At 58.3% G+C, this 22393-nt stretch carries 26 protein-coding genes; 16 read left to right on the top strand and 10 right to left on the bottom strand.

Going from position 1 to position 22393, the window contains the following annotated elements; translation table 11 throughout:
* Positions 1 to 44: 44 nt before the first annotated feature.
* Positions 45 to 1169: a beta-ketoacyl-ACP synthase III gene (locus ACR0B7_RS08170; protein WP_170569405.1), complete on the bottom strand. Its 1125-nt coding sequence runs from the start codon at positions 1167 to 1169 to the stop codon at positions 45 to 47.
* Positions 1170 to 1339: 170 nt separating this feature from the next.
* Here ACR0B7_RS08170 and ACR0B7_RS08165 point away from each other — a divergent pair, with 170 nt between their 5' ends.
* From ACR0B7_RS08165 to ACR0B7_RS08155, 3 genes are read left to right on the top strand one after another with little or no spacing between them, the layout of a single operon-like run.
* Positions 1340 to 1807, top strand: coding sequence for a MarR family transcriptional regulator (locus ACR0B7_RS08165; protein ID WP_170384747.1), 468 nt, complete (start codon positions 1340 to 1342; stop codon positions 1805 to 1807).
* On the top strand, positions 1804 to 2841 hold the full coding sequence (locus tag ACR0B7_RS08160; protein ID WP_170484153.1) for an efflux RND transporter periplasmic adaptor subunit: 1038 nt from the start codon (positions 1804 to 1806) through the stop codon (positions 2839 to 2841). The genes ACR0B7_RS08165 and ACR0B7_RS08160 overlap by 4 nt, the downstream gene beginning before the upstream one ends.
* Before the next feature lie 10 nt (positions 2842 to 2851).
* Complete coding sequence (locus tag ACR0B7_RS08155; protein WP_170484150.1) at positions 2852 to 5902, top strand: efflux RND transporter permease subunit; 3051 nt, start codon at positions 2852 to 2854, stop codon at positions 5900 to 5902.
* Between the two features lie 59 nt (positions 5903 to 5961).
* Here ACR0B7_RS08155 and carB read toward each other — a convergent pair whose 3' ends face one another.
* Complete coding sequence (gene carB, locus ACR0B7_RS08150) at positions 5962 to 9306, bottom strand: carbamoyl-phosphate synthase large subunit (RefSeq protein WP_170484148.1); 3345 nt, start codon at positions 9304 to 9306, stop codon at positions 5962 to 5964.
* Between the two features lie 176 nt (positions 9307 to 9482).
* Between carB and ACR0B7_RS08145 the strand changes: the two genes are divergently transcribed.
* From ACR0B7_RS08145 to aspS, 4 genes are all read left to right on the top strand, one after another.
* Positions 9483 to 10610: an aminodeoxychorismate synthase component I gene (locus ACR0B7_RS08145; protein WP_170484311.1), complete on the top strand. Its 1128-nt coding sequence runs from the start codon at positions 9483 to 9485 to the stop codon at positions 10608 to 10610.
* Positions 10565 to 11212 (top strand): aminotransferase class IV family protein, encoded by a 648-nt coding sequence (locus tag ACR0B7_RS08140; RefSeq protein ID WP_170484146.1) that lies wholly within the window; start codon positions 10565 to 10567, stop codon positions 11210 to 11212. The genes ACR0B7_RS08145 and ACR0B7_RS08140 overlap by 46 nt, the downstream gene beginning before the upstream one ends.
* On the top strand, positions 11209 to 11880 hold the full coding sequence (locus ACR0B7_RS08135; RefSeq protein ID WP_170484144.1) for a CPBP family intramembrane glutamic endopeptidase: 672 nt from the start codon (positions 11209 to 11211) through the stop codon (positions 11878 to 11880). Before ACR0B7_RS08140 ends, ACR0B7_RS08135 begins: the two co-directional genes overlap by 4 nt.
* A 79-nt stretch (positions 11881 to 11959) precedes the next feature.
* Positions 11960 to 13735 carry an aspartate--tRNA ligase gene (gene aspS, locus ACR0B7_RS08130; protein ID WP_170484142.1) on the top strand — a complete coding sequence of 592 codons (1776 nt, stop codon included), beginning with the start codon at positions 11960 to 11962 and terminating at the stop codon, positions 13733 to 13735.
* A gap of 60 nt (positions 13736 to 13795) precedes the next feature.
* Here the strand turns inward: aspS and ACR0B7_RS08125 are convergent, their stop codons facing one another.
* Together ACR0B7_RS08125 and ACR0B7_RS08120 are read right to left on the bottom strand one after the other, a co-directional pair.
* The gene (locus ACR0B7_RS08125) at positions 13796 to 13930 is read right to left on the bottom strand and encodes a hypothetical protein (RefSeq protein WP_480681236.1); all 135 of its coding nucleotides are present in this window, start codon (positions 13928 to 13930) and stop codon (positions 13796 to 13798) included.
* Entirely contained in the window at positions 13931 to 14647 is a 717-nt protein-coding gene (locus ACR0B7_RS08120) for a response regulator (protein WP_170484140.1), read from the bottom strand. It abuts the gene before it with no gap.
* 136 nt (positions 14648 to 14783) lie between these two features.
* Here ACR0B7_RS08120 and mce point away from each other — a divergent pair, with 136 nt between their 5' ends.
* Both mce and ACR0B7_RS08110 read left to right on the top strand, forming a co-directional pair.
* A complete protein-coding gene (mce, locus tag ACR0B7_RS08115; RefSeq protein ID WP_170384716.1) occupies positions 14784 to 15188 on the top strand; it encodes a methylmalonyl-CoA epimerase in 405 nt (134 codons plus the stop codon).
* 21 nt (positions 15189 to 15209) lie between these two features.
* On the top strand, positions 15210 to 15485 hold the full coding sequence (locus ACR0B7_RS08110) for a DUF1467 family protein (protein WP_170484138.1): 276 nt from the start codon (positions 15210 to 15212) through the stop codon (positions 15483 to 15485).
* 3 nt (positions 15486 to 15488) lie between these two features.
* Here the strand turns inward: ACR0B7_RS08110 and ACR0B7_RS08105 are convergent, their stop codons facing one another.
* From ACR0B7_RS08105 to ACR0B7_RS08095, 3 genes are all read right to left on the bottom strand, one after another.
* Positions 15489 to 16184, bottom strand: coding sequence for an EI24 domain-containing protein (locus tag ACR0B7_RS08105; protein WP_170484310.1), 696 nt, complete (start codon positions 16182 to 16184; stop codon positions 15489 to 15491).
* A complete protein-coding gene (locus tag ACR0B7_RS08100) occupies positions 16184 to 16762 on the bottom strand; it encodes a nitroreductase family protein (RefSeq protein WP_170484136.1) in 579 nt (192 codons plus the stop codon). Before ACR0B7_RS08100 ends, ACR0B7_RS08105 begins: the two co-directional genes overlap by 1 nt.
* Before the next feature lie 283 nt (positions 16763 to 17045).
* A complete protein-coding gene (locus ACR0B7_RS08095; protein ID WP_170384710.1) occupies positions 17046 to 17291 on the bottom strand; it encodes a hypothetical protein in 246 nt (81 codons plus the stop codon).
* Positions 17292 to 17414: 123 nt separating this feature from the next.
* On the opposite strand from ACR0B7_RS08095, the gene ACR0B7_RS08090 reads away from it, so the two are divergent.
* From ACR0B7_RS08090 to ACR0B7_RS08070, 5 genes are all read left to right on the top strand, one after another.
* Complete coding sequence (locus ACR0B7_RS08090; protein WP_170484134.1) at positions 17415 to 18122, top strand: M48 family metallopeptidase; 708 nt, start codon at positions 17415 to 17417, stop codon at positions 18120 to 18122.
* On the top strand, positions 18119 to 18487 hold the full coding sequence (locus ACR0B7_RS08085; RefSeq protein ID WP_170484132.1) for a YigZ family protein: 369 nt from the start codon (positions 18119 to 18121) through the stop codon (positions 18485 to 18487). Before ACR0B7_RS08090 ends, ACR0B7_RS08085 begins: the two co-directional genes overlap by 4 nt.
* A 68-nt stretch (positions 18488 to 18555) precedes the next feature.
* A complete protein-coding gene (locus ACR0B7_RS08080) occupies positions 18556 to 18819 on the top strand; it encodes a DUF6455 family protein (protein ID WP_170484130.1) in 264 nt (87 codons plus the stop codon).
* Positions 18819 to 19088 carry a DUF6455 family protein gene (locus ACR0B7_RS08075; RefSeq protein ID WP_480681232.1) on the top strand — a complete coding sequence of 90 codons (270 nt, stop codon included), beginning with the start codon at positions 18819 to 18821 and terminating at the stop codon, positions 19086 to 19088. Before ACR0B7_RS08080 ends, ACR0B7_RS08075 begins: the two co-directional genes overlap by 1 nt.
* A gap of 2 nt (positions 19089 to 19090) precedes the next feature.
* Entirely contained in the window at positions 19091 to 19348 is a 258-nt protein-coding gene (locus ACR0B7_RS08070; protein ID WP_170484128.1) for a DUF6455 family protein, read from the top strand.
* Here ACR0B7_RS08070 and ACR0B7_RS08065 read toward each other — a convergent pair whose 3' ends face one another.
* Positions 19349 to 19591 carry a CDGSH iron-sulfur domain-containing protein gene (locus ACR0B7_RS08065; protein WP_170385010.1) on the bottom strand — a complete coding sequence of 81 codons (243 nt, stop codon included), beginning with the start codon at positions 19589 to 19591 and terminating at the stop codon, positions 19349 to 19351.
* Between the two features lie 215 nt (positions 19592 to 19806).
* Between ACR0B7_RS08065 and ACR0B7_RS08060 the strand changes: the two genes are divergently transcribed.
* Positions 19807 to 19995 (top strand): hypothetical protein, encoded by a 189-nt coding sequence (locus ACR0B7_RS08060; RefSeq protein WP_170384698.1) that lies wholly within the window; start codon positions 19807 to 19809, stop codon positions 19993 to 19995.
* A 94-nt stretch (positions 19996 to 20089) separates the two neighbouring features.
* Complete coding sequence (locus ACR0B7_RS08055) at positions 20090 to 20446, top strand: diacylglycerol kinase (protein WP_170484126.1); 357 nt, start codon at positions 20090 to 20092, stop codon at positions 20444 to 20446.
* Positions 20447 to 20465: 19 nt separating this feature from the next.
* Here ACR0B7_RS08055 and ACR0B7_RS08050 read toward each other — a convergent pair whose 3' ends face one another.
* Both ACR0B7_RS08050 and rimO read right to left on the bottom strand, forming a co-directional pair.
* On the bottom strand, positions 20466 to 20882 hold the full coding sequence (locus ACR0B7_RS08050; protein ID WP_170484124.1) for a hypothetical protein: 417 nt from the start codon (positions 20880 to 20882) through the stop codon (positions 20466 to 20468).
* Positions 20883 to 20986: 104 nt separating this feature from the next.
* Positions 20987 to 22375 (bottom strand): 30S ribosomal protein S12 methylthiotransferase RimO, encoded by a 1389-nt coding sequence (gene rimO, locus ACR0B7_RS08045; RefSeq protein WP_170484121.1) that lies wholly within the window; start codon positions 22373 to 22375, stop codon positions 20987 to 20989.
* Positions 22376 to 22393 lie beyond the last annotated feature (18 nt).

Below are 22393 nucleotides of genomic sequence, written 5' to 3'. Positions count from 1 at the left end.
CCGACGCTTTCATCTTGGGATTCTGGTTTGTCAGGTAACTTGCGTCACCCGTGGCGTTTTACGATCACCGATCCTACGGAATACCCCGCCCCGAAAGAGCAGATCAGACCGACTTCGCCCTCGGCGAAATCTTCGGAATATTTTGAAAACGCAATGATCGAACCAGCCGAGGACGTGTTGGCATAGTCCTGTAGGATGTTGGGCTGCTCTTGCGGCGCAGGCTCGCGACCCAGAACTTTCTTCCCGATGAAATCGTTCATCGTTTTGTTGGCCTGATGCAGCCACAGCCGTTTCAGGTTTTCGCTGCTGACACCCTCGGATTCCATATGGTCGGCGATATGCTTGCTGACCATCGGCAATACTTCCTTGAACACCTTCCGACCATTCTGCATGAACTGCATGTCGCGGCGATCCTCCAGCCCGGCGGGGCGGGTGCGGCGCAGAAATCCGTTGTTGTTGCGGATGTTGTTCGAGAACTCGGTGGCACAACGGGTCGAGAGGATCTCGAAATGCGGGCCGTCCGCGTCTTCGATCCGCTCGATCAAGGTCGCCGTTGCGACATCGCCAAAGATGAAGTGGCAATCCCGGTCACGCCATTCCAGATGTCCGGTGCAAATTTCGGGGTTCACGACCAGCGCACTTTTGACCGAACCTGACCGGACCATGTCGGCGGCGGCCTGAATACCGAAGGTGGCCGAAGAACAGGCGACATTCATATCAAAGCCAAAGCCGTTTATGCCCAGTGCCTGCTGAATCTCGATCGCAATCGCTGGGTACGCGCGCTCGTGGTTAGAGGCCGCGCAGATCACCAGATCGACGTCTTCCGCCGTGCGCCCGGCTTGTGCCAGTGCTTTCTTGCAGGCGTCCACGGCCATTTCGGTCATGATGCCCGGCTCGTCATCGCTGCGTTGACGCAGAAGGGGGTGCATGACGTCGGGGTCCAGGACGCCGCTTTTGTCCATCACGTAACGGTTTTCGATACCAGAGGCTTTCAGGATGAACTCCTCGGACGAATGTTGCATAGGCTCCATCTCACCTGCTGCAATAGCGTCTGCATTCTTGGCGTTCATCTTGTCGGCATATGCATTGAACGCCGTAACGAGTTCAGCGTTCGTGATAACGTTCTCTGGTGTGAAGACACCGGTGCCGGTGATTGCTGGCGTGTACATGACAGTCCCTGGAAATCTCGAATTTGCCCAAAATGCAGTCAACTTGGGGTTAGTTCAAGGTAGATTGACCCAAGGGAATATCAAAGAATAAAGGCAAATCCACTTCACTTGTTGAATATTTCATTTTCCGAAGTATATCGCGACAACGAACTCTGAAACGGATTCGGCCTATGACCCTTGATGACAGTGAAATTGTAAATCGGCTTAGCCCTGAAATGCAGGCGATGCTGGGGGTGTATGCGCTCTACTGGAAGCTGCAGGAAAGCCTGGACCTTATCGATGTCGAGCTGAGCCAACAGGAATGCCACATGATGATCAAGCTTGATCAGCCAAAACGTATGGGCGTTTTGGCGGCGGACATGTTGACTGTGCCATCGACCATTACCTCAACCGCCGACGCGCTTGAGGCGGCGGGTTACCTGAAACGTCAGCGCGATCCCGAAGACCGGCGCGCGTGGCTGTTGGTTCTGTCAGGCAAGGGGCTGGAAATGCGACAGAAGATTCTGTCTGAGGCAGGCGAACTGTTTCACCGGGCGTCAGGTCTGAATGACGCCGAAACCGCTGAATTCGCGCGGCTTGCCCGGAAAATCCGCGAAAACATTCTGAAAACAGGAATTCCTGAGGGATTGACGAAATGAAGATCTTCTCCGCTCTGAGCGTTGCTCTGATGATACTTGCGACACCTTTGGCCGCGCAGGACACTGCGAAACCGGTCAAGCTCATGGTGGTTCAGGAAACGTCTCCTGGATTTTCGCGTCAGTTTTTTGGCCGGGTTGCAGCCCGGCAGACGGTCGATCTGGCTTTTCAAGTGGCCGGGCAGATCGTCCAACTTCCCGTCACCGAGGGTTTCGTGATCCCCAAAGATGAATTGATCGCGCAGTTGGATCAGGAACCGTTCCAACGCCGGTATGACCGGGCCGTGCTGCAAAAGGATCAGGCGGATCGCACCTTGGCGCGTCTGTCGCGTTTGCGGGGGACTGCAGCCAGCCAGGTGGCCGTGGATGACGCTGAAACCGCCGCGCAGCTTGCTGAAATTGCAGTGCGCGATGCGCAATACGATCTGGAACAGGCCACTCTGACGGCACCGTTTGACGCTCTGGTTTCAAGTCGTGCGGTCGAATCCTTTACCACTGTGTCGGCCGGAACCCCGATCGTGCGTATTCACGACATGTCCGAACTGCGGATCGAAGTCGACGTGCCCGAGATTCTTTTCCAGCGCTCGGGCCAGCAGGATGACATCGAAATCACCGCCAAATTCCCTGTCAGCGACGAGGTCTTCCCGTTGCAGATCCGTGAATTCGATGCAGAATCGTCGAGCGTGGGGCAGACATTTCGCATCCAGTTCGGGCTAACTCCTCCTGAAGGGTTGCAAATTCTGCCCGGATCGTCGGTGACGGTAAACGTGCAGGTGCAGGATCACCGCACAGGCATCATCGTGCCCTCTACCGCTATTGTCGCCGATGCTGAGGGCGCGTTGGGCGTCATGGTGTTTTCGCCTGTTGGCGCAGATGAAGGCACCATTCGCCGTGTTCCTGTTACGATCGAGCCAACGCAATCCGGTGATGTCCGCGTTCTGACAGGTCTGAACAGCGGGGATGAGATCGTTGTTGCCGGGGGTGGCGCGCTGACCGACGGACAGGCCGTGCGCCGCTTTGTCGGCTTTGCGAACTGAGGGCTGACGGATGAACATTGCACGCGCATCCATCGACCGCCCGATCTACACATGGCTGATCATCCTGATTGCCTTGCTCGGCGGTATCTGGGGATTCTTGTCGCTGGGTCGGCTTGAGGATCCGGCCTTCACCATCAAGAACGCGGTCATTTCCACTCAATATCCAGGTGCTACGGCAGAGCAAGTCGCGCTGGAAGTGTCCGAACCTTTGGAATCGGCCATCCAGCAGATGGGCGAGGTTGATACGATTACCTCGATCAACCAGCCCGGTTTCTCGCTGATCGAGGTTGAAATCAAATCCACCTATGACGGCACGGAACTGCCTGATGTGTGGACCAAACTGCGCGCCAAGATGCGTGACGCCGCAGGACAACTGCCTTCGGGCGTAAGTGAGCCACGGGTCAATGACGGCTTTGGCGATGTGTTTGGATTGTTCTACGCCGTGACTGCGGACGGGTTCTCTGACGCCGAAAAGCACGAGCTTTCAACCTTTTTGCGCCGCGAGTTGCTGACTGTCGAAGGCGTGGCCGATGTCGAGGTGATGGGACTGCCTGAAGAGGCGATCTTCGTCGAACCTGATCTGGCGATCACGGTGAACCAGAACGTGCCTATTCAGGCGATCAACCAAGCCATTGCCAATGCAGACTCGGTGAATGCGTCGGGCTCGGTCAGGACCGAGAATGAACGAACAACCATTCTGACAGCAGAAGGGTCCGACAGTGTTTCAGCCATTGCTGGTCTGTCCGTTGGGTCTCAGGGGCAGGTGATCAACCTGTTTGACATGTCCGACGTCTATCGCGGACGTCAAACCGATCCAGACGTCGTCATCCGCTTTGACGGGTCCGAGGCTTTCACGCTGGGCATTGCTGGCCTGTCGTCGGAAAATATCGTCGAGGTCGGCAAGCGGGCCGACGCCAAGTTTGCCGAGCTGGATTCTCAGGTTCCCTTCGGCGTGGAAATACAGCCGATCTATCAGCAACACGTCGTGGTTGAACAAGCCTCGAACGATTTCCTCGTGAACCTCGCGCTGTCCGTGACCATTGTGGTTGCAGTGCTGGCGCTGTTCATGGGGTGGCGCGCGGCGATCGTTGTCGGCACGACCCTGTTGCTGACCGTTGTCGGCACGCTGCTGTTCATGTCGATTTTCTCGATTGAGATGGAGAGGATTTCGCTAGGCGCGCTGATCATCGCAATGGGGATGTTGGTGGACAACGCCATCGTGGTCGCCGAGGGCATGCAGATCGCGATGTTGCGGGGCAAGGCCTCACGCGAAGCTGCGGACGAGGCTGCATCCAAGACACAAATCCCGCTGTTGGGCGCTACGATCATCGGGATCATGGCCTTTGCGGGTATCGGCCTCAGCCCTGATGCGACGGGCGAGTTCCTGTTCTCGCTATTTGCCGTGATTGGTATCTCGCTGCTTCTGAGCTGGGTACTGGCGCTGACCGTAACCCCGCTGCTGGGCCACTACTTTTTCAAACAGGGCAAAGAGGGCGCGGTGGACGCTTATGGTGGGATCATGTTCCGCATCTACGGCGCTATCCTGCGCTGGGCGCTGCGGTTCCGCTGGCTGGTGATTGCCGGTCTGGTTGGGGTGACAGTCGCCTGTTTCGCCGGTTTTGGTCTTGTGAAACAGCAGTTTTTCCCTGACTCGAACACGCCTTTGTTTTTCGTCCACTACAAGCTGCCGCAGGGCACTCCGATCTCTCGGACCTCAGAAGATATGGCTGTGTTTGAAGACTGGCTTGCCGAGCGTGAAGAAGTGGTTTCTGTCACGACATTCGTGGGACAGGGGGCGACCCGTTTTCTTCTGACCTATTCAGCGGAAAAGCCTAATCCGAGCTACGGCCATCTGATCATCCGCACAAAAACGCTGGATGATATTCCGCCGTTGCAGGCGGAGCTCGAGGCCTTTGGTACGGCCCAGTTCCCAGAGGGCGAATTCCGGACCCGGCGTCTGGTATTTGGTCCCGGTGGCGGCGATCCAATTCAGGCGCGTTTCTCGGGCAGTGACCCGGCCGTATTGAGGCAGCTTGCGGATGAGGCCGTTTTGCGGATGCGAGAGGCGTCGGACAACGTGCTGAACGTGCACCACGATTGGCGCGAGAAAGAGCTGGTGGTGCAGCCAATCTATGCAACCGAACGGGCGCAGACCGCCGGGGTCACGCGCGAGGATATTGCCGCCACGCTGCAATTCTCGACAGACGGGATATCTGGCGGCATGTTGCGCGAACGCGATCGCCTGATCCCGATTATTCTGCGGCGACCCGCAGACGGAGATTACTCGATCGTTGATCAGGTGGTTTTCTCGGATCAATCCGGAAAGTTCGTCCCCATCGAGCAAATGGTTGATGGGTTTGAATACAAGGCCGTGAACACGTTGGTGCATCGCCGCGACAGGGTGCTGACCGTCACAGTCGGGGCGGATATCCCGTCTGACCTGACGGCGGCGCAGGTGCATTCTGAAGTGCGTAGCGCCATTGAATCCATGGACCTTCCGACCGGCTATCGTATGGAATGGGGCGGTGAGTTTGAAAATGCGGGGGACGCGAATGAAAGCCTTGGCCGGCAGTTGCCTCTGAGCCTGCTGATCATGGTCTTGATCTCTGTTTTGATCTTCAACGCCGTTCGCCAGCCGATCATTATCTGGTTGCTTGTGCCGATGTCGGTCAACGGCGTGGTGATCGGCCTGTTGGGAACCGGTCTGCCGTTCACCTTTACAGCCCTGTTGGGCCTGCTCAGCCTGTCCGGTATGCTGATCAAGAACGGGATCGTTCTGGTCGAAGAAATCGACCTTGTCCGCGAAACTGGCAAGGGGCTGCGCGAGTCGATCATCGAAGCGTCGGTCTCGCGTCTGCGTCCGGTGATGCTGGCGGCGATCACCACAATTCTTGGCATGGCGCCGTTGTTGACAGATGCGTTCTTCAAGTCGATGGCGGTGACGATCATGGGAGGACTGGCCTTTGCCACCATTCTGACGATGGTCGCTGCGCCAGTGTTCTACTTGGTGTTCTTTCTGCCAGAGGATAGGCGAAAGAAGGCTCCGCAACCTGTTGTTTAAATGAAAAACCCCCGGTCGATGACCGGGGGTTTTGCTTTATTCTGGTTTGAGTGTTGGGGTCAGCCCTGCAGGGACTTGACCTCAACATCGCCCTCGGCCTGCGCCTTGATCGCCAAGGCTGCCGCATGGCTGGCGGCTGCCGTAGTGAAGTAGGGGATCTTGTCATAAAGCGCGATCGAGCGGATGGCCTTGCTGTCCTCGACCGCCTGTGCGCCCTCGGTGGTGTTCATCACCAACTGCACCTGACCATCTTTCAGCATGTCTGCCACGTCCGGGCGGCCCTCATAGACTTTGTTGACCACGTCGCAGGCCACACCCTTTTCCGCCAGCCACGATTGCGTGCCGCGTGTGGCGACCAGCGAGAAGCCTTGCGCGGTCAGCACCTGTGCAGCCTCCAGCATTGCAGAGGTCTTGTCGGCATCTTTGATCGAGATAAATGCGCGGCCCTCGGATGGCAGAACCATTCCGGCCCCCATCTGCGCCTTGAGGAAGGCACGCGGGAAGTCGCGGTCCCAGCCCATGACCTCGCCGGTGGAACGCATTTCCGGCCCCAGAATGGTGTCGACACCTGGGAAGCGGGCAAAGGGCAGCACGGCCTCTTTCACCGAGAACCACGGCATGTCCGGGTCGGCCAGAGTCATCTGGTCGGCGATCTTGGTGTCCTGACCTTCTTTGTATGCAGGGCGCATCGGGAAGGCCGAGAGTTTCTCACCCGCCATGATACGCGCCGCAATGGACGCGATTGCGCTGTCGGTGGCCTTTGCGACAAACGGCACTGTGCGCGAGGCGCGTGGGTTCACTTCGATCAGGTAAATCTCGCCATCCTTGATCGCGAACTGCACGTTCATCAGGCCCACGACGTTTAGCGCCTTGGCCAGTTTGAACGCCTGATCCTTGATCTGGTCGAGGATATCCTTGGACAGCGAATAGGGCGGCAGCGAACAGGCCGAGTCGCCCGAATGTACGCCGGCTTCTTCGATATGCTGCATGATGCCAGCGACGTGTACATCGGTGCCGTCGCACAGCGCGTCGACGTCCAGTTCAACCGCTCCGGCCAGATAGCTGTCCAGCAACACTGGGCTGTCGCCCGAGACCACGACGGCCTCGTTGATGTAGCGCTTCAACTGCTCCATATCGCGCACGATTTCCATCGCGCGCCCGCCCAGAACGTATGAGGGGCGGATGACCAGCGGGAAGCCGATCTCGTCCGCGATCTCAAGCGCCTGTTCGTCGGTCGAGGCGATACTGTTCTTGGGCTGTTTCAAACCCAGATCGTTGACCAGAGCCTGGAACCGTTCACGGTCTTCGGCCAGGTCAATCGCGTCGGGCGTGGTGCCGAGGATCGGAATGCCCTCAGCCTCGAGCGCGTTGGCCAGTTTCAGCGGCGTTTGACCGCCGAACTGAACGATTACACCGTGCAGCGTGCCGTTTTCCTGTTCTTTCGTCAGGATTTCCATGACGTGCTCAAAGGTCAGCGGCTCGAAATACAGACGGTCCGAGGTGTCATAGTCGGTGCTGACCGTCTCGGGGTTGCAGTTGACCATGATGGTCTCATAGCCCGCTTCGGTCAGCGCGAAACAGGCGTGACAGCAGCAATAGTCAAACTCGATCCCCTGACCGATCCGGTTCGGGCCACCGCCCAGAATGACAACCTTTTTCCGGTCGCTCGGGCGCGCCTCACATTCGACCTCACCCATCATCGGGGCTTCGTAGGTCGAGTACATATAGGGCGTCTGCGCCTCGAACTCGGCGGCGCAGGTGTCGATGCGTTTGAATACGGCCTTAACGCCCAGATTGCGGCGGGCGCGGCGGACGTTGTCTTCATCCCGGCCGGTCAGGTTGCCCAAACGCGCGTCGGTGAAACCCAGCATCTTGAGTTTGCGGATGCCTTCCTCGGTGACGGGCAGGCCGTCTTTGCGAATCTGACGCTCGGCTTCGATGATCTCGCGGATGCGGGCCAGGAACCACGGGTCGAACTTGGTCACACCAAAGATTTCGTCGTCGGTCAGACCGTGGCGCATGGCCTGCGCAATGGTGCGCAGACGATCCGGCGTCTGCTGACTGATCGCCTTGATGACGGCGGCCTTGTCATCAGCTTCGTCCCACAGACCCACGTTCAGGCCGGGAATTTCGATCTCATCAAATCCGGTCAGACCCGACTCCATCGAGGCCAAGGCCTTTTGCATCGATTCGTGGATTGTGCGACCGATGGACATGGCCTCGCCCACGGACTTCATCGCGGTGGTCAGGTAGGGTTCCGAGCCGGGGAACTTCTCAAAAGCGAATTTCGGGATTTTGGTGACGACATAGTCAATGGTCGGCTCGAACGAGGCGGGCGTGACCTTGGTGATGTCGTTGTCCAACTCGTCCAGAGTGTAACCCACGGCCAGTTTTGCAGCGATCTTGGCAATCGGGAAACCGGTTGCCTTGGACGCCAGCGCCGACGAGCGCGACACGCGCGGGTTCATCTCGATCACAACCATCCGGCCATCGTCCGGGTTGATGGCCCATTGTACGTTCGATCCGCCGGTTTCGACCCCGATCTCGCGCAGCACGGCAATCGAGTGATTGCGCATGATCTGATATTCTTTGTCGGTCAGCGTCAGGGCAGGGGCCACGGTGATCGAGTCCCCGGTATGCACACCCATCGGGTCCACGTTTTCGATGGAACAGACGATGATAGCGTTGTCGGCGGTGTCGCGGACCACCTCCATCTCATACTCTTTCCAACCCAGCAGGCTTTCGTCGATCAGGATTTGGCCAACAGGGGAGGCATCCATACCTGTGCGGCAAATATGGATATAATCCTCGCGGTTATAGGCCACGCCGCCACCGGTCCCGCCCAGTGTAAAGGCGGGGCGGATGATGGCTGGCAGGCCGACTGTTTCGAGTGTCTCCAAAGCCAGCGCCACACCTGCGTCCAGGTCTTTCTTGCCGTCCGCGTCCTTGGGGGCTGTCACGATCTCGGCCTTGGGGTTTTCGATGCCCAGCCGGTCCATTGCTTCGCGGAACAGGGCGCGGTCTTCGGCCATTTCGATGGCGTCGCGCTTGGCGCCGATCATCTCAACACCGAATTTATCCAGAACGCCCATTTCCTCGAGCGCGAGCGAGGTGTTCAGACCGGTCTGACCGCCCATGGTGGGCAGCAGGGCGTCTGGGCGCTCTTTCTCGATGATCTTGGCGACAACCTCGGGGGTGATCGGCTCGATATAGGTGGCATCGGCCAGACCGGGGTCAGTCATGATGGTGGCCGGGTTTGAGTTCACCAGGATAACCCGATACCCTTCTTCCCGCAGCGCTTTACACGCTTGCGCGCCGGAATAGTCGAACTCGCAGGCTTGACCGATAACAATGGGGCCCGCCCCAATGATCATGATCGACTGGATGTCGGTTCTTCTGGGCATGGCCACGTTCCTTCGATTGTTCGCGAGTCAGGGCGCCCCCAAGCGCCCAAATTGTCCTGCGTTATAGGGACCGCGCGAAAAGGTTCAAGGGGTATCGGAAACGGCGGCGAAATTGCCGCTTTCCCCTCTTTCCCTTGCCGCCTTATCCTCTATACCGCGCAGCACGGCAAATGAGGATGCACTTGCGTATTCGTTTTGATCATGGCCCGGCGGGGCCGGGAACCAGTTTTGACAGGCCCGCCAATGTGATCCGCGCTGACACGGCGGAGGATGTGCCCCAGGCGTTGGCGGCGCTGGATGAGGCGCGCGCCGAAGGCCGGTGGTTGGCAGGTTACGCGAGTTATGAGGTGGGATATGTGCTGGAGCCTCGCCTTGCAGCCCGGATGCCGGACAACCGCCGCCTGCCTTTGCTGTGTTTCGGCGTTTACGACGCGCCCGTTCGCAACGATCTGCCAGCCGCCAGCGGTGGAATCACCGGGTTTGTGCCGCGCTGGGACGAGGCACGATACGCCCGCGCCTTTCAGCAGGTCCACGACGCCATCGGCGCAGGTGACATCTATCAGGCCAATCTGACCTTTCCGATCGATCTGACAGTCGAGGGCGACAGCGCCGCATTATACGCCGCACTTGCCTCAGGGCAGCCGGTGGGTCACGGCGCGCTTGTCCAGCAGGACGGCCTGCCCGATCTGCTTAGCCGCTCGCCCGAGCTGTTCTTTCGTACCGATACGGACCGTGGGATCGAAACGCGCCCGATGAAAGGTACTCAGCCCCGCAGCGAGGATATGGCCGAGGACGCGCGACGTCGCGAATTTTTGTCAGTGGACCAAAAGAACCGGGCCGAAAACCTGATGATCGTAGACTTGCTGCGCAACGATATCAGCCGTGTCGCGCTGCCCGGCTCGGTCAAAGTGCCCGAGCTGTTCAAGGTTGAGACCTATGCGACCGTGCACCAGATGATCTCATTGGTGCAGGCGCAGTTGCATCTGGGGGCCGAGCTGTCGGATATCCTGATGGCCTTGTTCCCCTGCGGCTCGATCACTGGCGCGCCCAAGATCCGCGCGATGGAGATTCTGTCCGACCTCGAGCCTTGGCCGCGCGATATCTATTGTGGTGCGATCGGTTGGGCGGCCCCGGATGGGCGGTCGGAATTCAACGTGGCAATCCGCACGTTGATGGTCGAGGATGGCAAGGCGACCTTAAACGTGGGTGGCGGCGTCGTCTGGGACAGCACCGCCCCGTCAGAATATGAGGAGGCGCTATGGAAAGCCCGCTTCGCCCGCCAGATGACCCTGACTTCCGCATAATCGAAACGCTGGCCTTCCGACCGGAGAAGGGCTTTGTGCGCCGCGATCGTCATCTGGCGCGGATGGGCCGCACGGCCAAGGCGCTGGGAATACCGTTCGGAACGCAGCAGGCAGAGGAGGCGCTGGATCGTGTCGCCGGGACTTCGCCGCTGCGCTGTCGTTTGACCTTGGCTGCGAACGGCGAGTTTGAGGTTACGACAGGGGCTTTGGCCGAGAACCCTCCGGTCTGGCGGGTGGCGGTGGCGGATCAGCGCCTGACAGCCTCGGATATCTGGCTGCAACATAAGACAACGCAACGGGCGCTTTATGATACGGCCCGCGCTGCGCTGCCCAAGGGGATCGACGAGTTTCTGTTTCTCAATGACCGCGAAGAACTGTGCGAGGGCACGATCACCAACGTGTTCTTGCTCATGCCGGATGGTCGTTGCCTGACGCCCGCGCTATCCAGCGGTTTGCTGCCCGGCATCCTGCGCGAAGAATTGCTTGATAATAAACAAGTTGCCGAGGCCGCTCTGACCTTGACCGATCTGCGAAATGCGGAAAAAGTCTTCGTAGGAAATTCCTTGCGTGGTCTGATCCGAGCGGAGTTGGCGGCAGAGTGAGCAAACAAACCGATTGGGTCGACCGCGCGGCACCGCTTTTGCGGTTGCGAATGGAGTTTGGGCTGTTCTTCGTGGCGGTCCCGGTTCTGATCGCGGTGTTCTTCCCGCCGAATTGGATGTTCCCATCCCTGTTCACCTTTACGGCGCTGGGCATATTGCTTTTGCACTATACGCCGGGCTTTGCCTGGGCTGAGCTGCGATACAACTGGCGAAACTGGTCTTGGGGCGAAGTGGCAATTTTTACCGTCGCAATGACGGTATTTTGCAGCGCGCTTGTGATGTCCACAAAGCCCGAGGCCGCATTCTTTCTGCTGCGCAACCGGCCCGAGTTTCTGATCGTCATCTGGACTTTCTATCCTTTGATCTCGGCATTGCCGCAGGAATTGCTGTTCCGGGTCCTGTTTTACCGCCGATACCACGCCATCCTGCCGGATGGCCGCGCCTTTTACCTGCTGAATGCGTCCCTGTTTTCACTGGCTCACCTAATGTATTGGAGCTGGATCGTTGCCATCATGACCTTTGGTGGCGGGCTGCTGTTCACTTGGGCCTATCGCAGACGCGGCTCGTTTTTCTACGCGGTGCTGCTGCACGCGATTGCAGGGAACATCATCTTTGCGGCGGGTCTGGGCATCTATTTCTACTCGGGCAACGTGCAAAGGCCGTTTTGACGGGCTGACCCGCCTTGACTTTCCAAGCCTGACAGGGTGTATCGGCGCGACGAATTCTGCGCCCGAAGGGATATGATCCATGCACGCCTATCGCAGCCACACCTGCGCCGCTCTGACCGCCGCCAATGTTGGTGAAACCGTCCGCCTGTCCGGTTGGGTGCATCGCGTCCGAGATCACGGCGGCGTGCTGTTCATCGACCTGCGCGACCATTTCGGAGTGACACAAGTTCTGTGCGACGGTGACAGCGCTGCCTTCGCCGAGCTGGAGAAGGTCCGCTCGGAATGGTGTATCCGCATCGACGGCACCGTCAAAGCGCGTGACCCGGAGTTGGTGAACCCTAAACTGCCCACTGGCGAGGTTGAGGTTTACGTGCGCGAGTTGGAAGTGCTGGGCGCGGCCGACGAACTGCCGCTGATGGTGTTCGGCGATCAGGAATACCCCGAGGAAACCCGCCTGCGCTATCGCTATCTGGACCTGCGCCGTGAGGCGATGCAGCAGAACATGACCCTGCGCTCGGACGTCGTGTCCTCGATGCGCAAACGCATGTGGGATCAGGGCTTCCGCGAATACCAGACGCCGATCATCACGGCCTCGTCCCCCGAAGGCGCGCGCGACTTTCTGGTGCCCTCGCGCCTGCATCCGGGCAAGTTCTACGCGCTGCCGCAGGCACCTCAGCAGTTCAAACAGCTGATCATGGTGTCGGGCTTCGATAAATATTTCCAGATTGCGCCGTGTTTCCGCGATGAAGACCCGCGCGCCGACCGCTCGCCCACCGATTTCTACCAGCTTGACCTTGAGATGTCGTTTGTCGAGCAGCAGGACGTTTTCGACACGATCCAGCCCGTTCTGACCGGTGTGTTCGAGGAATTCGGCGGTGGCCGCAAGGTGGATCAGGATTGGCCGCAAATCTCCTACAAGGACGCGGCCCTGTGGTACGGCACCGACAAGCCCGACCTGCGTAACCCTATTAAAATGCAAGTGGTCTCCGACCACTTCCGCGGGTCTGGCTTCGCGATTTTCGCGAAGCTGCTAGAGCAGGAAGGCACCGAAATTCGCGCCATCCCAGCGCCGAAAGGTGGCAGCCGCAAGTTCTGTGACCGTATGAACGCGTTCGCTCAGAAAGAGGGTCTGCCGGGGATGGGCTACATCTTCTGGCGCGATCAGGGCGAAGGGATGGAGGCCGCAGGACCGCTGGCCAAGAACATCGGCCCCGAGCGCACCGAGGCGATCCGTCAGCAGCTGAGTCTGGGTGTCGGCGATGCGGCGTTCTTCCTGGGTGGCAAGCCGAAGGCCTTTGAAAAGGTGGCTGGCAAGGCGCGCGACGTGATCGGTGAAGAACTTGGCCTCACCGAAAAAGACCGCTTTGCTTTTGCCTGGATCGTTGATTTCCCGATCTATGAGCAGGATGAAGAAACCGGCGCGATCGATTTTGAACACAACCCGTTCTCGATGCCGCAGGGCGGGATGGAGGCGCTGCAGGGTGATCCTCTGGACGTGCGCGGATATCAGTACGATCTGGCCTGTAACGGGTATGAGCTGGTCTCGGGTGCGATCCGGAACCACAAGCCTGAGATTATGTTGAAAGCGTTTGAACTGGCGGGCTATGGTGAAGATGAAGTGAAATCCCGCTTTGGTGCTTTGTTCAATGCATTCCACTATGGCGCGCCGCCGCACGGCGGGTGCGCTGCGGGTATCGACCGGATCGTGATGCTGTTGGCGGATGAGGCCAATATCCGCGAGGTCATGATGTTCCCCATGAACCAGCGCGCCGAAGACCTGATGATGGATGCGCCGTCTGACCCAACCTCGGATCAGATGATGGAACTGGGGCTGCGGATTATCCCCCAGGAGTAAGTCGAAACTTACCGCTGAATCGACGGCGCCTAGCCTTCGGTTCAGCCCTTCGTGACGCATTCAAAGCTGACCGGTTCTTTCAATCGGATCGCGCAGTTTTGTCCGCGCCTGCCGAATGTTGCGGGCTGCCGTGCGAGTCTGTGCATATACCCAAATACTCAGGATTGTGGCGGTCACGAAATAGGCTGCTGCCATTCAGATCGCCTCGCGCTGTGCCAGACGGGATTGCACAATTCCAGCTAGCTGCGCGACCACGGCAGTGACGGGCGTTCCGTCACACCGCGACTTCGCAAGCTGTCGTGCCGCGTCAGCCAGGACCGTGTCACCTGCGTCACGGGCCACGCCGCGCAGGAACTGTGCCGCATAGTCCAATGAGCGGTGATCATTCGGCCCGGCCAGTACATCGGCGATGTGCGCCATGTCGTCCTGATACGCCATATGGTCCGGGGTGATGACCTCATCCCGAACGGCATGAAGGCTGTGAGGGCGGCGGTCTTCGGGCAGGCGTTCCAGAATAGAGGTCTGGAAATACGCCAGAGAATTAAGAGGTTTCTCAAGAAAGCCGTCGGCTCCGGCTGTAAGGGCGGTCGGTTCGGTGTTGTCGTCGCCTGACATGCCCAAAATAGCTCCGATCCGCGGCGTGGCGTCGACCAGTTCCGCGATAAGCTCAGCGCCAGATCCGTCGGGCAGGCCCATGTCGATCAAAATGACGGATGGGCGATAGATTTGCAGATGACGCCTGGCTGACTTCAAACAATCCGCGCGCCGGATTCGAGCGCCGGAATGAAGACACATGAGGCGGATCGCGTCGCAGGTGTAGCGACTGTCCTCAACAACCAAAATCGTTTGACCCAGCAGTGGCCGTGTGGCGGTCGGCTGCGCGGGCGAAGAAATGGGGCACGAATCGTCCATGGCAGAACTCCTATTCAGCAGATGCTTGACGCTAGGAACTTCTGGCTAACACCACGTTAACGGCAATTTGGCGCACTTGTTCTTTGCTGGAACAGTCCCCATAACCGCTGCAACACTGAGAAAAGAGGAGAGTTCTATGATTGGTCGCCTGAACCACGTCGCCATTGCAGTTCCCGATCTAGAGGCTGCTTCCGCCCAGTACCGCAACGCGCTGGGCGCCAAGGTCGGCGCGCCGCAGGATGAACCCGATCACGGCGTGACGGTGGTTTTTATCGAACTGCCCAACACCAAGATCGAACTTCTTTACCCGCTTGGCGATGACAGCCCAATCAACGGGTTTCTCGAAAAGAATCCTTCGGGCGGCATCCATCATGTCTGCTATGAGGTGGAAGATATCATCGCCGCGCGCGATCACCTGAAGGAAACCGGTGCCCGGGTTCTGGGGTCGGGCGAACCCAAGATCGGGGCGCACGGCAAGCCGGTCCTTTTCCTGCATCCCAAGGACTTTAATGGCTGTCTGGTCGAGCTAGAACAGGTTTAAGTCAAGTTTCGGAGTGGCGTCATGACCATCACAGCTGCACTTGTTCTGTTTGCCGTCATCTGGTTCATGACGCTGCTTATCGTTCTGCCGATCCGCATCAAGACGCAGGGCGACCTGGGTGATATCGTGCCGGGCACACACGCCGGAGCGCCCGAAGTTCATCACATGAAAAAGAAGATGTGGATCACCACCGGCATATCGGTGGTGCTTTGGGCGATCATCGCGGGGATCATCGTTTCTGGGGTGATCTCGGTGCGCGATTTCGATTGGCTGAACCAGTTGGAATCGCGCGATTAAGCGTCAGGGTGCCGACCCTGACAGCTTGTGGTAGATATGAGTGAACGTGGCGGCGCCTATGATGGGAATAACCAGGTTCACCAATGGCACCGACAGCGGAATCGCCATCAGAGTGCCTGCGAGCCAAATGGTAGTGGAGTGTTTGGAGCGCAGCTTGCGCGCGCCCTCGCGCCCGATCCGACGCATCGCGGCCAACGTGAAGTATTCCCGGCCCAGCAGGAATCCGTTCATTGCCCAAAAGATAAACGGGGCCAGCGGTGTGAAGATCGCGTAGAGGATCAGGGCCAAAAGGTTTGCTGCGATCAGAACACCCATAAAGCTGATGGCGTCGCGGACGCCTTCGCTGAACGGAATTCCGGGCACTTTGGGCAAGTTGGGATAGTGTTTGTCCTCGACGGCTTCCGCGACTTCCTCCAGAAACATCGAGATAATGGCCGAGGCGATGGGCATCATCAGGAAAACCGGAAGAATCAGGACAACGAAGATGCCAGAATAGTTCAGCACGTCGTTGAGCCACGGCACCGCGCCAACGAAGGGCAAGGAAATTTCACCACTGGATAGCCAATTGATCAGCCAGATTGCCGCCGCACAAGCGGCAATCAACAGGGCGATGGTCAGGCCGACGCCGCGCAGCAATACGGCACGGAACTTGGCATCGCCGATCTGACCCAGGGCCGCAAAGAATGCGTTCAGGATCATCATTCGGACACCCATTCGGTCAGAGAGGCAACGTCAGGACGCGGACGTTCAGGAGGCGTGGCGCCTTCTGTTGCGATATGAATCAATCCGGCCGCGCGCTCGTTGTCCTGTAGCCCGAAAGCAGAGCGGCAAAATTCGGCATCATGGGTCTGCCAGCCCGACAACCAGTTCGCACCCCAGCCCGAGGAGAGCGCGGCGTTTAGCAGGCCAAGGCATACTGCCCCCGCCGAATATGTCTGTTCGATGGCCGGAACTTTTTCGGAAGGCTTTTGCACTTCTACCACCGCAACAGCAAGATGACCCATGTCGAACTGGCTGCGGGCTTTTGCGATGTCTTCGGGGGATTTACCCAGTCGTTCTCCGCACTCCTGCGTCAATGCCGACAGTCGTGGCATCGCGCCTTTTTCGAGGACGATAAAACGCCAGGGTTCCAGCTTGCCATGATCCGGGCTACGCGCGGCCGCAGTCAGCAACGGCATCAATTCTTCGCGCGACGGGGCCGGAGCCATAAGTGTTTTTGCAGGACGGGACCGGCGCGATTGCAGAAACTCCAAGGCGGCCGGATTCTTCAAGGACATATGTTAACTTCCTTTACATGGGCAATGTGTATCTGGTCGAACGCCTGGCGGGTTTCAAGGGCAAACGGCTGGGTTGCCCAGATCAATTTCATCCAATGGTCAGCCTTGCAAGGGCGTTTGCGGTCTGGCGGGAAGAATGACCGGACTGTAGCCGCATAACCGACGAATGCCGATCGGTTTGGCCGCTCGGGATGGCATCGCGGTTAAAGTAGTCCCCAAGCGCATCACATGGGGCGTCGTCTAAGTTTGCGACTGTTCGGGCATGAGGCGCGGGGTTGGTCTATCAACCTGGATGGGGCTTTTCGTGAATTTGATAGACGCCTTCGGGTAAGTCCAGCGCGGCTGCGAGGTCTCGTACCTGTTCGGGCGACAGGGTGATTTTCTGCACCGTGTCCGTGCGCGGATCCAGTTGTTCCAGCGTTACACATTCAGCGAAGTTGTTGATAACCACATCCTCTTGCAAAGGCTTGGCGCCTTCATCCACCAGAGTGATCACCGTCGAGTCGAATTCATGCTCTATCGAAAACATAAGGCAACAGTGCAGGGCGATTGATTGCAATGCAACCCGTTCAGTCGCAATCATGCTGTGGCGGTCCCTTTGCGACCGCGCTATGGTCAAATAAAACGGCAAGACCGTTTCAAAGGATGATCCATGCGCCGTCTGACCTATCTGTTGCTTCCCCTGATGCTGGCGGCCTGCGAAGCCGAAATCCTGCGTGTTCAACCTGCGGCCGAATGGCAGCAGGATACGGACGATTTCCGGGTCGAAGCTGTCAAGTTTCAGGAGATCAGTCAGAAGGTCGGACAGCAGGCAAGAACAGAGTGTCTGACGCGGTCCGACGTCACCAATTGCGACTTTACGATCTTGGTTGACCTGGACCCTAAGGCTCCGGCCAATGCATTTCAGACGCTGGACGACAATAACCAGCCTGTCATCATTTTCACCCGCTCGATGATCCAGTCTGCCCAGAACCCCGATGAGCTGGCTTTTGTCATGGGGCACGAGGCGGCTCATCACATCCTGCGGCACATACCGCGCCAGACCGTAAACGCGCGCGAAAGCGCCGAGATTTTCGGCGAATTGGCTCGGTTGGGCGGTGCAGACGGGGCCGATGTGGAAAAGGCACAGAAACTGGGCGCGCAGGTGGGGGCGCAGGTTTACATCAAGGATTTTGAACTAGAGGCGGATCAACTCGGTACGGTCATCACCTTCAAGGCTGGGTACAACCCCCTGATCGGGGCCAAGTATTTTGATCGCCTCCCTGATCCTGACGATAGTTTTCTGGGAACGCACCCACCGAACCAGCAGCGCGTGCAGATCGTCGTTGAAACCGCGCGCCAACTTGGGCTGACCCAATGACAGCACTGACGCGGTTGGGAGTTGTTCTGACGGATCGCGGATCGAAATATGCGGTCACCGGCGCGCCTGTGACCACGCGTGAGGATGTAGATGCCGTCTTGCAGGAACTGAAGTCAGACAAAAGCTATGCCAAGGCGACGCACAATACCTGGGCGGCTATGCTATCAACCGGAGCGTTGAAAGCCGATGATGGCGAAAGCGGCGCAGGCATGGTGATCCTGCGCATGATGGAGCGTGCGGAGTTGGACGGTCACGTCATCATCGTCACGCGGTGGTATGGCGGCAAGAAACTTGGCGGAGATCGCTTTCGCCGCGTTCAGGACGCCACGCGCGCCTACCTTGATCACATAGCGGCCGGGTCTTGACCTGAGTCAAATGCCTGTGCCGGGGCATCGTCTATCCTAGAGCAAATGCGTTAGGGAAAGGATGCCGTATGCATAGCCGGGAAACGCTTAGAAAACACGCCGAACTGGTCGACCGAATGGCGAATAGGGTTGGCGTCGATTTGGAAGATGCCGCAATCCGCGGGGATGTTTCGATCGACCAAATCTCGGACGCCGTTCTTCGCTGTACCGGGTGCGCAAATCCAGATCATTGCCAAAGCCTACTGAACCGGGCCGAGATGACCGGGAATACTCCGGAATATTGTAGGAACAAGCCTCTTTTCAACCAACTGATCCCAGCATCGGACCGCTGATGCAGAGGTTGGGAGAGCTCATGACTCACATGCGGCTTGTGCTGCGTATGGGAAAGACGACGGGTACAGATGTCGTTGCCGCACACCGGCAGGGGCGGCTGAGTCAGCAGGACTGGGCCGAAATGGTGAGGTCGTGTCAGGGATGCACGTGGGCGGCCAAGTGCCCTGAATGGCTGGACGAAAACGAAACTGTCGAACGGGCTCCGCGAACCTGCCCCAACCGCAAGAGGTTTACAGCGCTCAAGGCGCAGCAAGCACGGGATGGCTGACGATGCCGGATATTCTTGGGGATGTCGAAAAGCACTTTTGGCTTACCCGATCGGTGGCAAGATGCATGAATGTGTCCCTGACCGAGGCCATGGCCGACGGACGCCTCAGCCCTGACAAATACACCGAGATGGTCACGCGCTGCCGCGCCTCTCAATGCAGCCAGCGGTGCGCGGCTTGGCTGTCAGTACAGCAGGCGCAATCCGACTCTGCGCCACACTTCTGCGCAAACGCAGACTCGCTGAATGCACTGAAAACGTAGTCAGAGTTTCGAGTGCGATCCGTCGCAAAGCGGCCTTTTTGCGCTGTTTTTACAGCCGCAGAAAAATACCTTTTTGCTGGAATCCGCTGTGTATTTTATCGGCTCAATCCCTGTGCCTTTGTGAGAGCCGTCACAAAAGGGCTGCCGTTTCGAGCGGCCGCAAGCACACCAGAAATAGTTTTTGCCCTCGGTCACTTCGACAGGATATGGGGATTTCTGAGCTATGATCGGGGCGTCTGACATGGGGCTTTTCCTTGCTCTGCTGCGTTCTTTTTCCAAGTGTAGAGCGGTTTTGGGAAAACTGTAGTGGTGTCCCTTTAAGCGGGTTTGGCAGCATGGTTTTGCCGCTCTCACATATTCGTGATTGATTTTGTTGCAAAAAAGTCAATGAAGTCGTATTTTTAGCGCGGCCCCGAATTTCAGGGCAATACTAGAAAATTGATAGAGGAATGACGGACATGAAAATTAAATTCGCTGCCGTTAGCGCAATCGCCCTGATTCTGGCTGCATGCTCGCAGCAAGAAGAGCCGGCTCCGGTCTACATCACGCCTGAGTACGACAAATACGGCACTCCGAGCTGCCCGGCAGGAACCGAGTTGGCCACGACCGAGGCTGGTCAGACTGTCTGTAATCCAGTCGCACAATAAACATTCAGCAGGTGGCCCAAGTTCGGGCCGCCTGCACCCGGACGTTCTGCCGCCCCATTCGGGCGGCTTTTTCTTGCCTGAAAGCCGAGGGTTCATGAAAAATTTCTTTGCACGCCTGATAGATCGCACACGCTGGAGCTGGCAGGGTTTCGCCGCGACGTGGAAGGATGAGTATTCGTTTCGCGCTTGGGCGTGGTCCAACCTTGTTTCGATCGCCCTGGCTCTTTTGTTGCCGCTGTCCGACGGCCTGCGCGCGCTGATTATTGTGCTGGGCGTGTTGGTGATGGTGGCAGAGCTGTTCAATACGGCAGTTGAACGCGCGGTTGACCATACGTCCACGGATCACAACGTGTTGGCGGGGCAGGCAAAAGACGCGGCCAGTGCTGCTGTTGCGTTGACCGCAGTTGCCGCTGGTGTGGCATGGGTTATCGGGCTTATCAGCCTGTTCTGATGTCAGATTTCGGCCGCGCCTACCGGCGTCGAATGCCGTAGTTTTGCGGAATGTAATAGGGCGAAGACAAGCGGTTGAAAGGGCTGTGCACCGAGTAGTGATACCGCTTCGCTGGTTTGCCGTAATACCGTTTTGACTTGGCTTTATAGCGATGGTCTTTGTTGTGGTGGACCTTGGGTTTCCCTGTGTATTCAAGCACGGTCGCGTTAGATTTGTGCCCGTCTACCGTGGGTGTAGTCTTGCGGTGATACACTTTCGGCGCAGCATAGTACCTGTGGACCCGGTGTTTGCTGCGAAGGTGCAGGCTGACCGAGTCCGACCCGATGAAAATGAACCCGCCTGTTCCTTTGCTATTGGCGAATACGGGTAGGGCGCAAAGCTGGGCGACGACGACCAGCGCCAACAAATTCAGGCCAAAACGGTGCAAGCTGGACAAGGGACCCTCCTGATTTCAAGGCAGGCTGTCCCGTCATGATCCATGAAATGGGCGCAAAACGCCAATAAACTTGTTTCACGCCCCAACGATCTTGGCCGAGCAGGTCAGACCAGTTTGCCCCAAAGGTCGTATTCGCCAGCCTCGTCCACTTCGACAGAAACAATGTCGCCGGGCTTCAGGCTTTCAAAGGCTTCGTCGATGAATAGGTTGCCATCGATCTCTGGCGCATCGGCTTTCGTGCGGCAGGTGGCGGCCTCGTCATCGACCTCATCCACGATCACGTCGAGTGTCTGGCCGACTTTGGCGGCCAGCTTCGCCTCGGAAATCGCTTGCGCCTTTTCCATGAAACGCTCCCAACGGTCCTGTTTGACGTCGGCCGGGACATGATCCGGTAAGTCGTTCGAGCGTGCGCCATTCACGTTTTCGTATTGAAAACATCCGACACGATCCAACTGGGCCTCGTCCATCCAGTCCAGTAGGGTTTGGAATTCGCTTTCGGTTTCACCGGGATAGCCGACGATGAAGGTCGAGCGCAGCGTGATGTCCGGGCAGGTTGCGCGCCACGCGGCGATCTCATCCAGCGTTTTGGCGGCGGCCGCAGGGCGAGCCATGCGTTTCAGAACGTCGGGGTGGGCATGTTGGAACGGAATGTCCAGATAGGGCAGCACGTTGCAGCCCGCATCCGCCATCAGCGGGATCAACTCGCGCACATGCGGGTAGGGGTAAACGTAGTGCAGGCGCACCCATGCGTCCAACTGCCCAAGCTCGCGCGCCAGATCGGTGATATGGCTGCGGACCTCACGGTCTTTCCACGGGTTCACGTCGTATTTGCGATCCAGCCCATAGGCCGAGGTGTCTTGCGAGATCACCAGCAACTCGCGCACGCCATTCTCGACCAGTTTCTCGGCCTCACGCAGAACAGCATGAGCGGGACGGCTGGCCAGTTTGCCGCGCATGTCCGGGATGATGCAAAACTTGCACTTGTGGTTACAGCCCTCGGAAATTTTAAGATAGCTGTAATGGCGCGGGGTCAGTTGCACGCTGGCAGCAGGCAGCAGGTCCACGAACGGGTCGGGATCGGGCGGCACCGCCTGATGTACTGCATCCAGCACCTGTTCATACTGATGCGGGCCGGTGACAGCCATGATACGCGGGTGATGTTCACGGATGTAATCCGGTTCAGCCCCCAGACATCCCGTGACGATCACCTTGCCGTTCTCGACCAGAGCCTCACCGATGGCATCCAGCGACTCGGCCTTGGCGCTGTCGAGAAACCCGCAGGTGTTCACGATCACGGCATCCGCCCCTGAATAATCGGGCGATATCCCGTACCCTTCGGCCCGCAGGCGGGTCAGAATACGCTCGCTATCCACCAAAGCCTTGGGGCAGCCCAGCGACACCATGCCGATGGTCGGCTGGTTTGAGCGGGGTGTCTCGGTGATCCGGGCGGCAGGCGCCAGGTCGGGGCGGAGGTTCGGCGGGTTTGTGGTCATGGCGCGGCATATAGTGGG

The sequence above is a fragment of the Ruegeria sp. BB6 genome, assembly GCF_056539385.1.
This window is presented reverse-complemented; position numbering and strand designations above follow the sequence as displayed.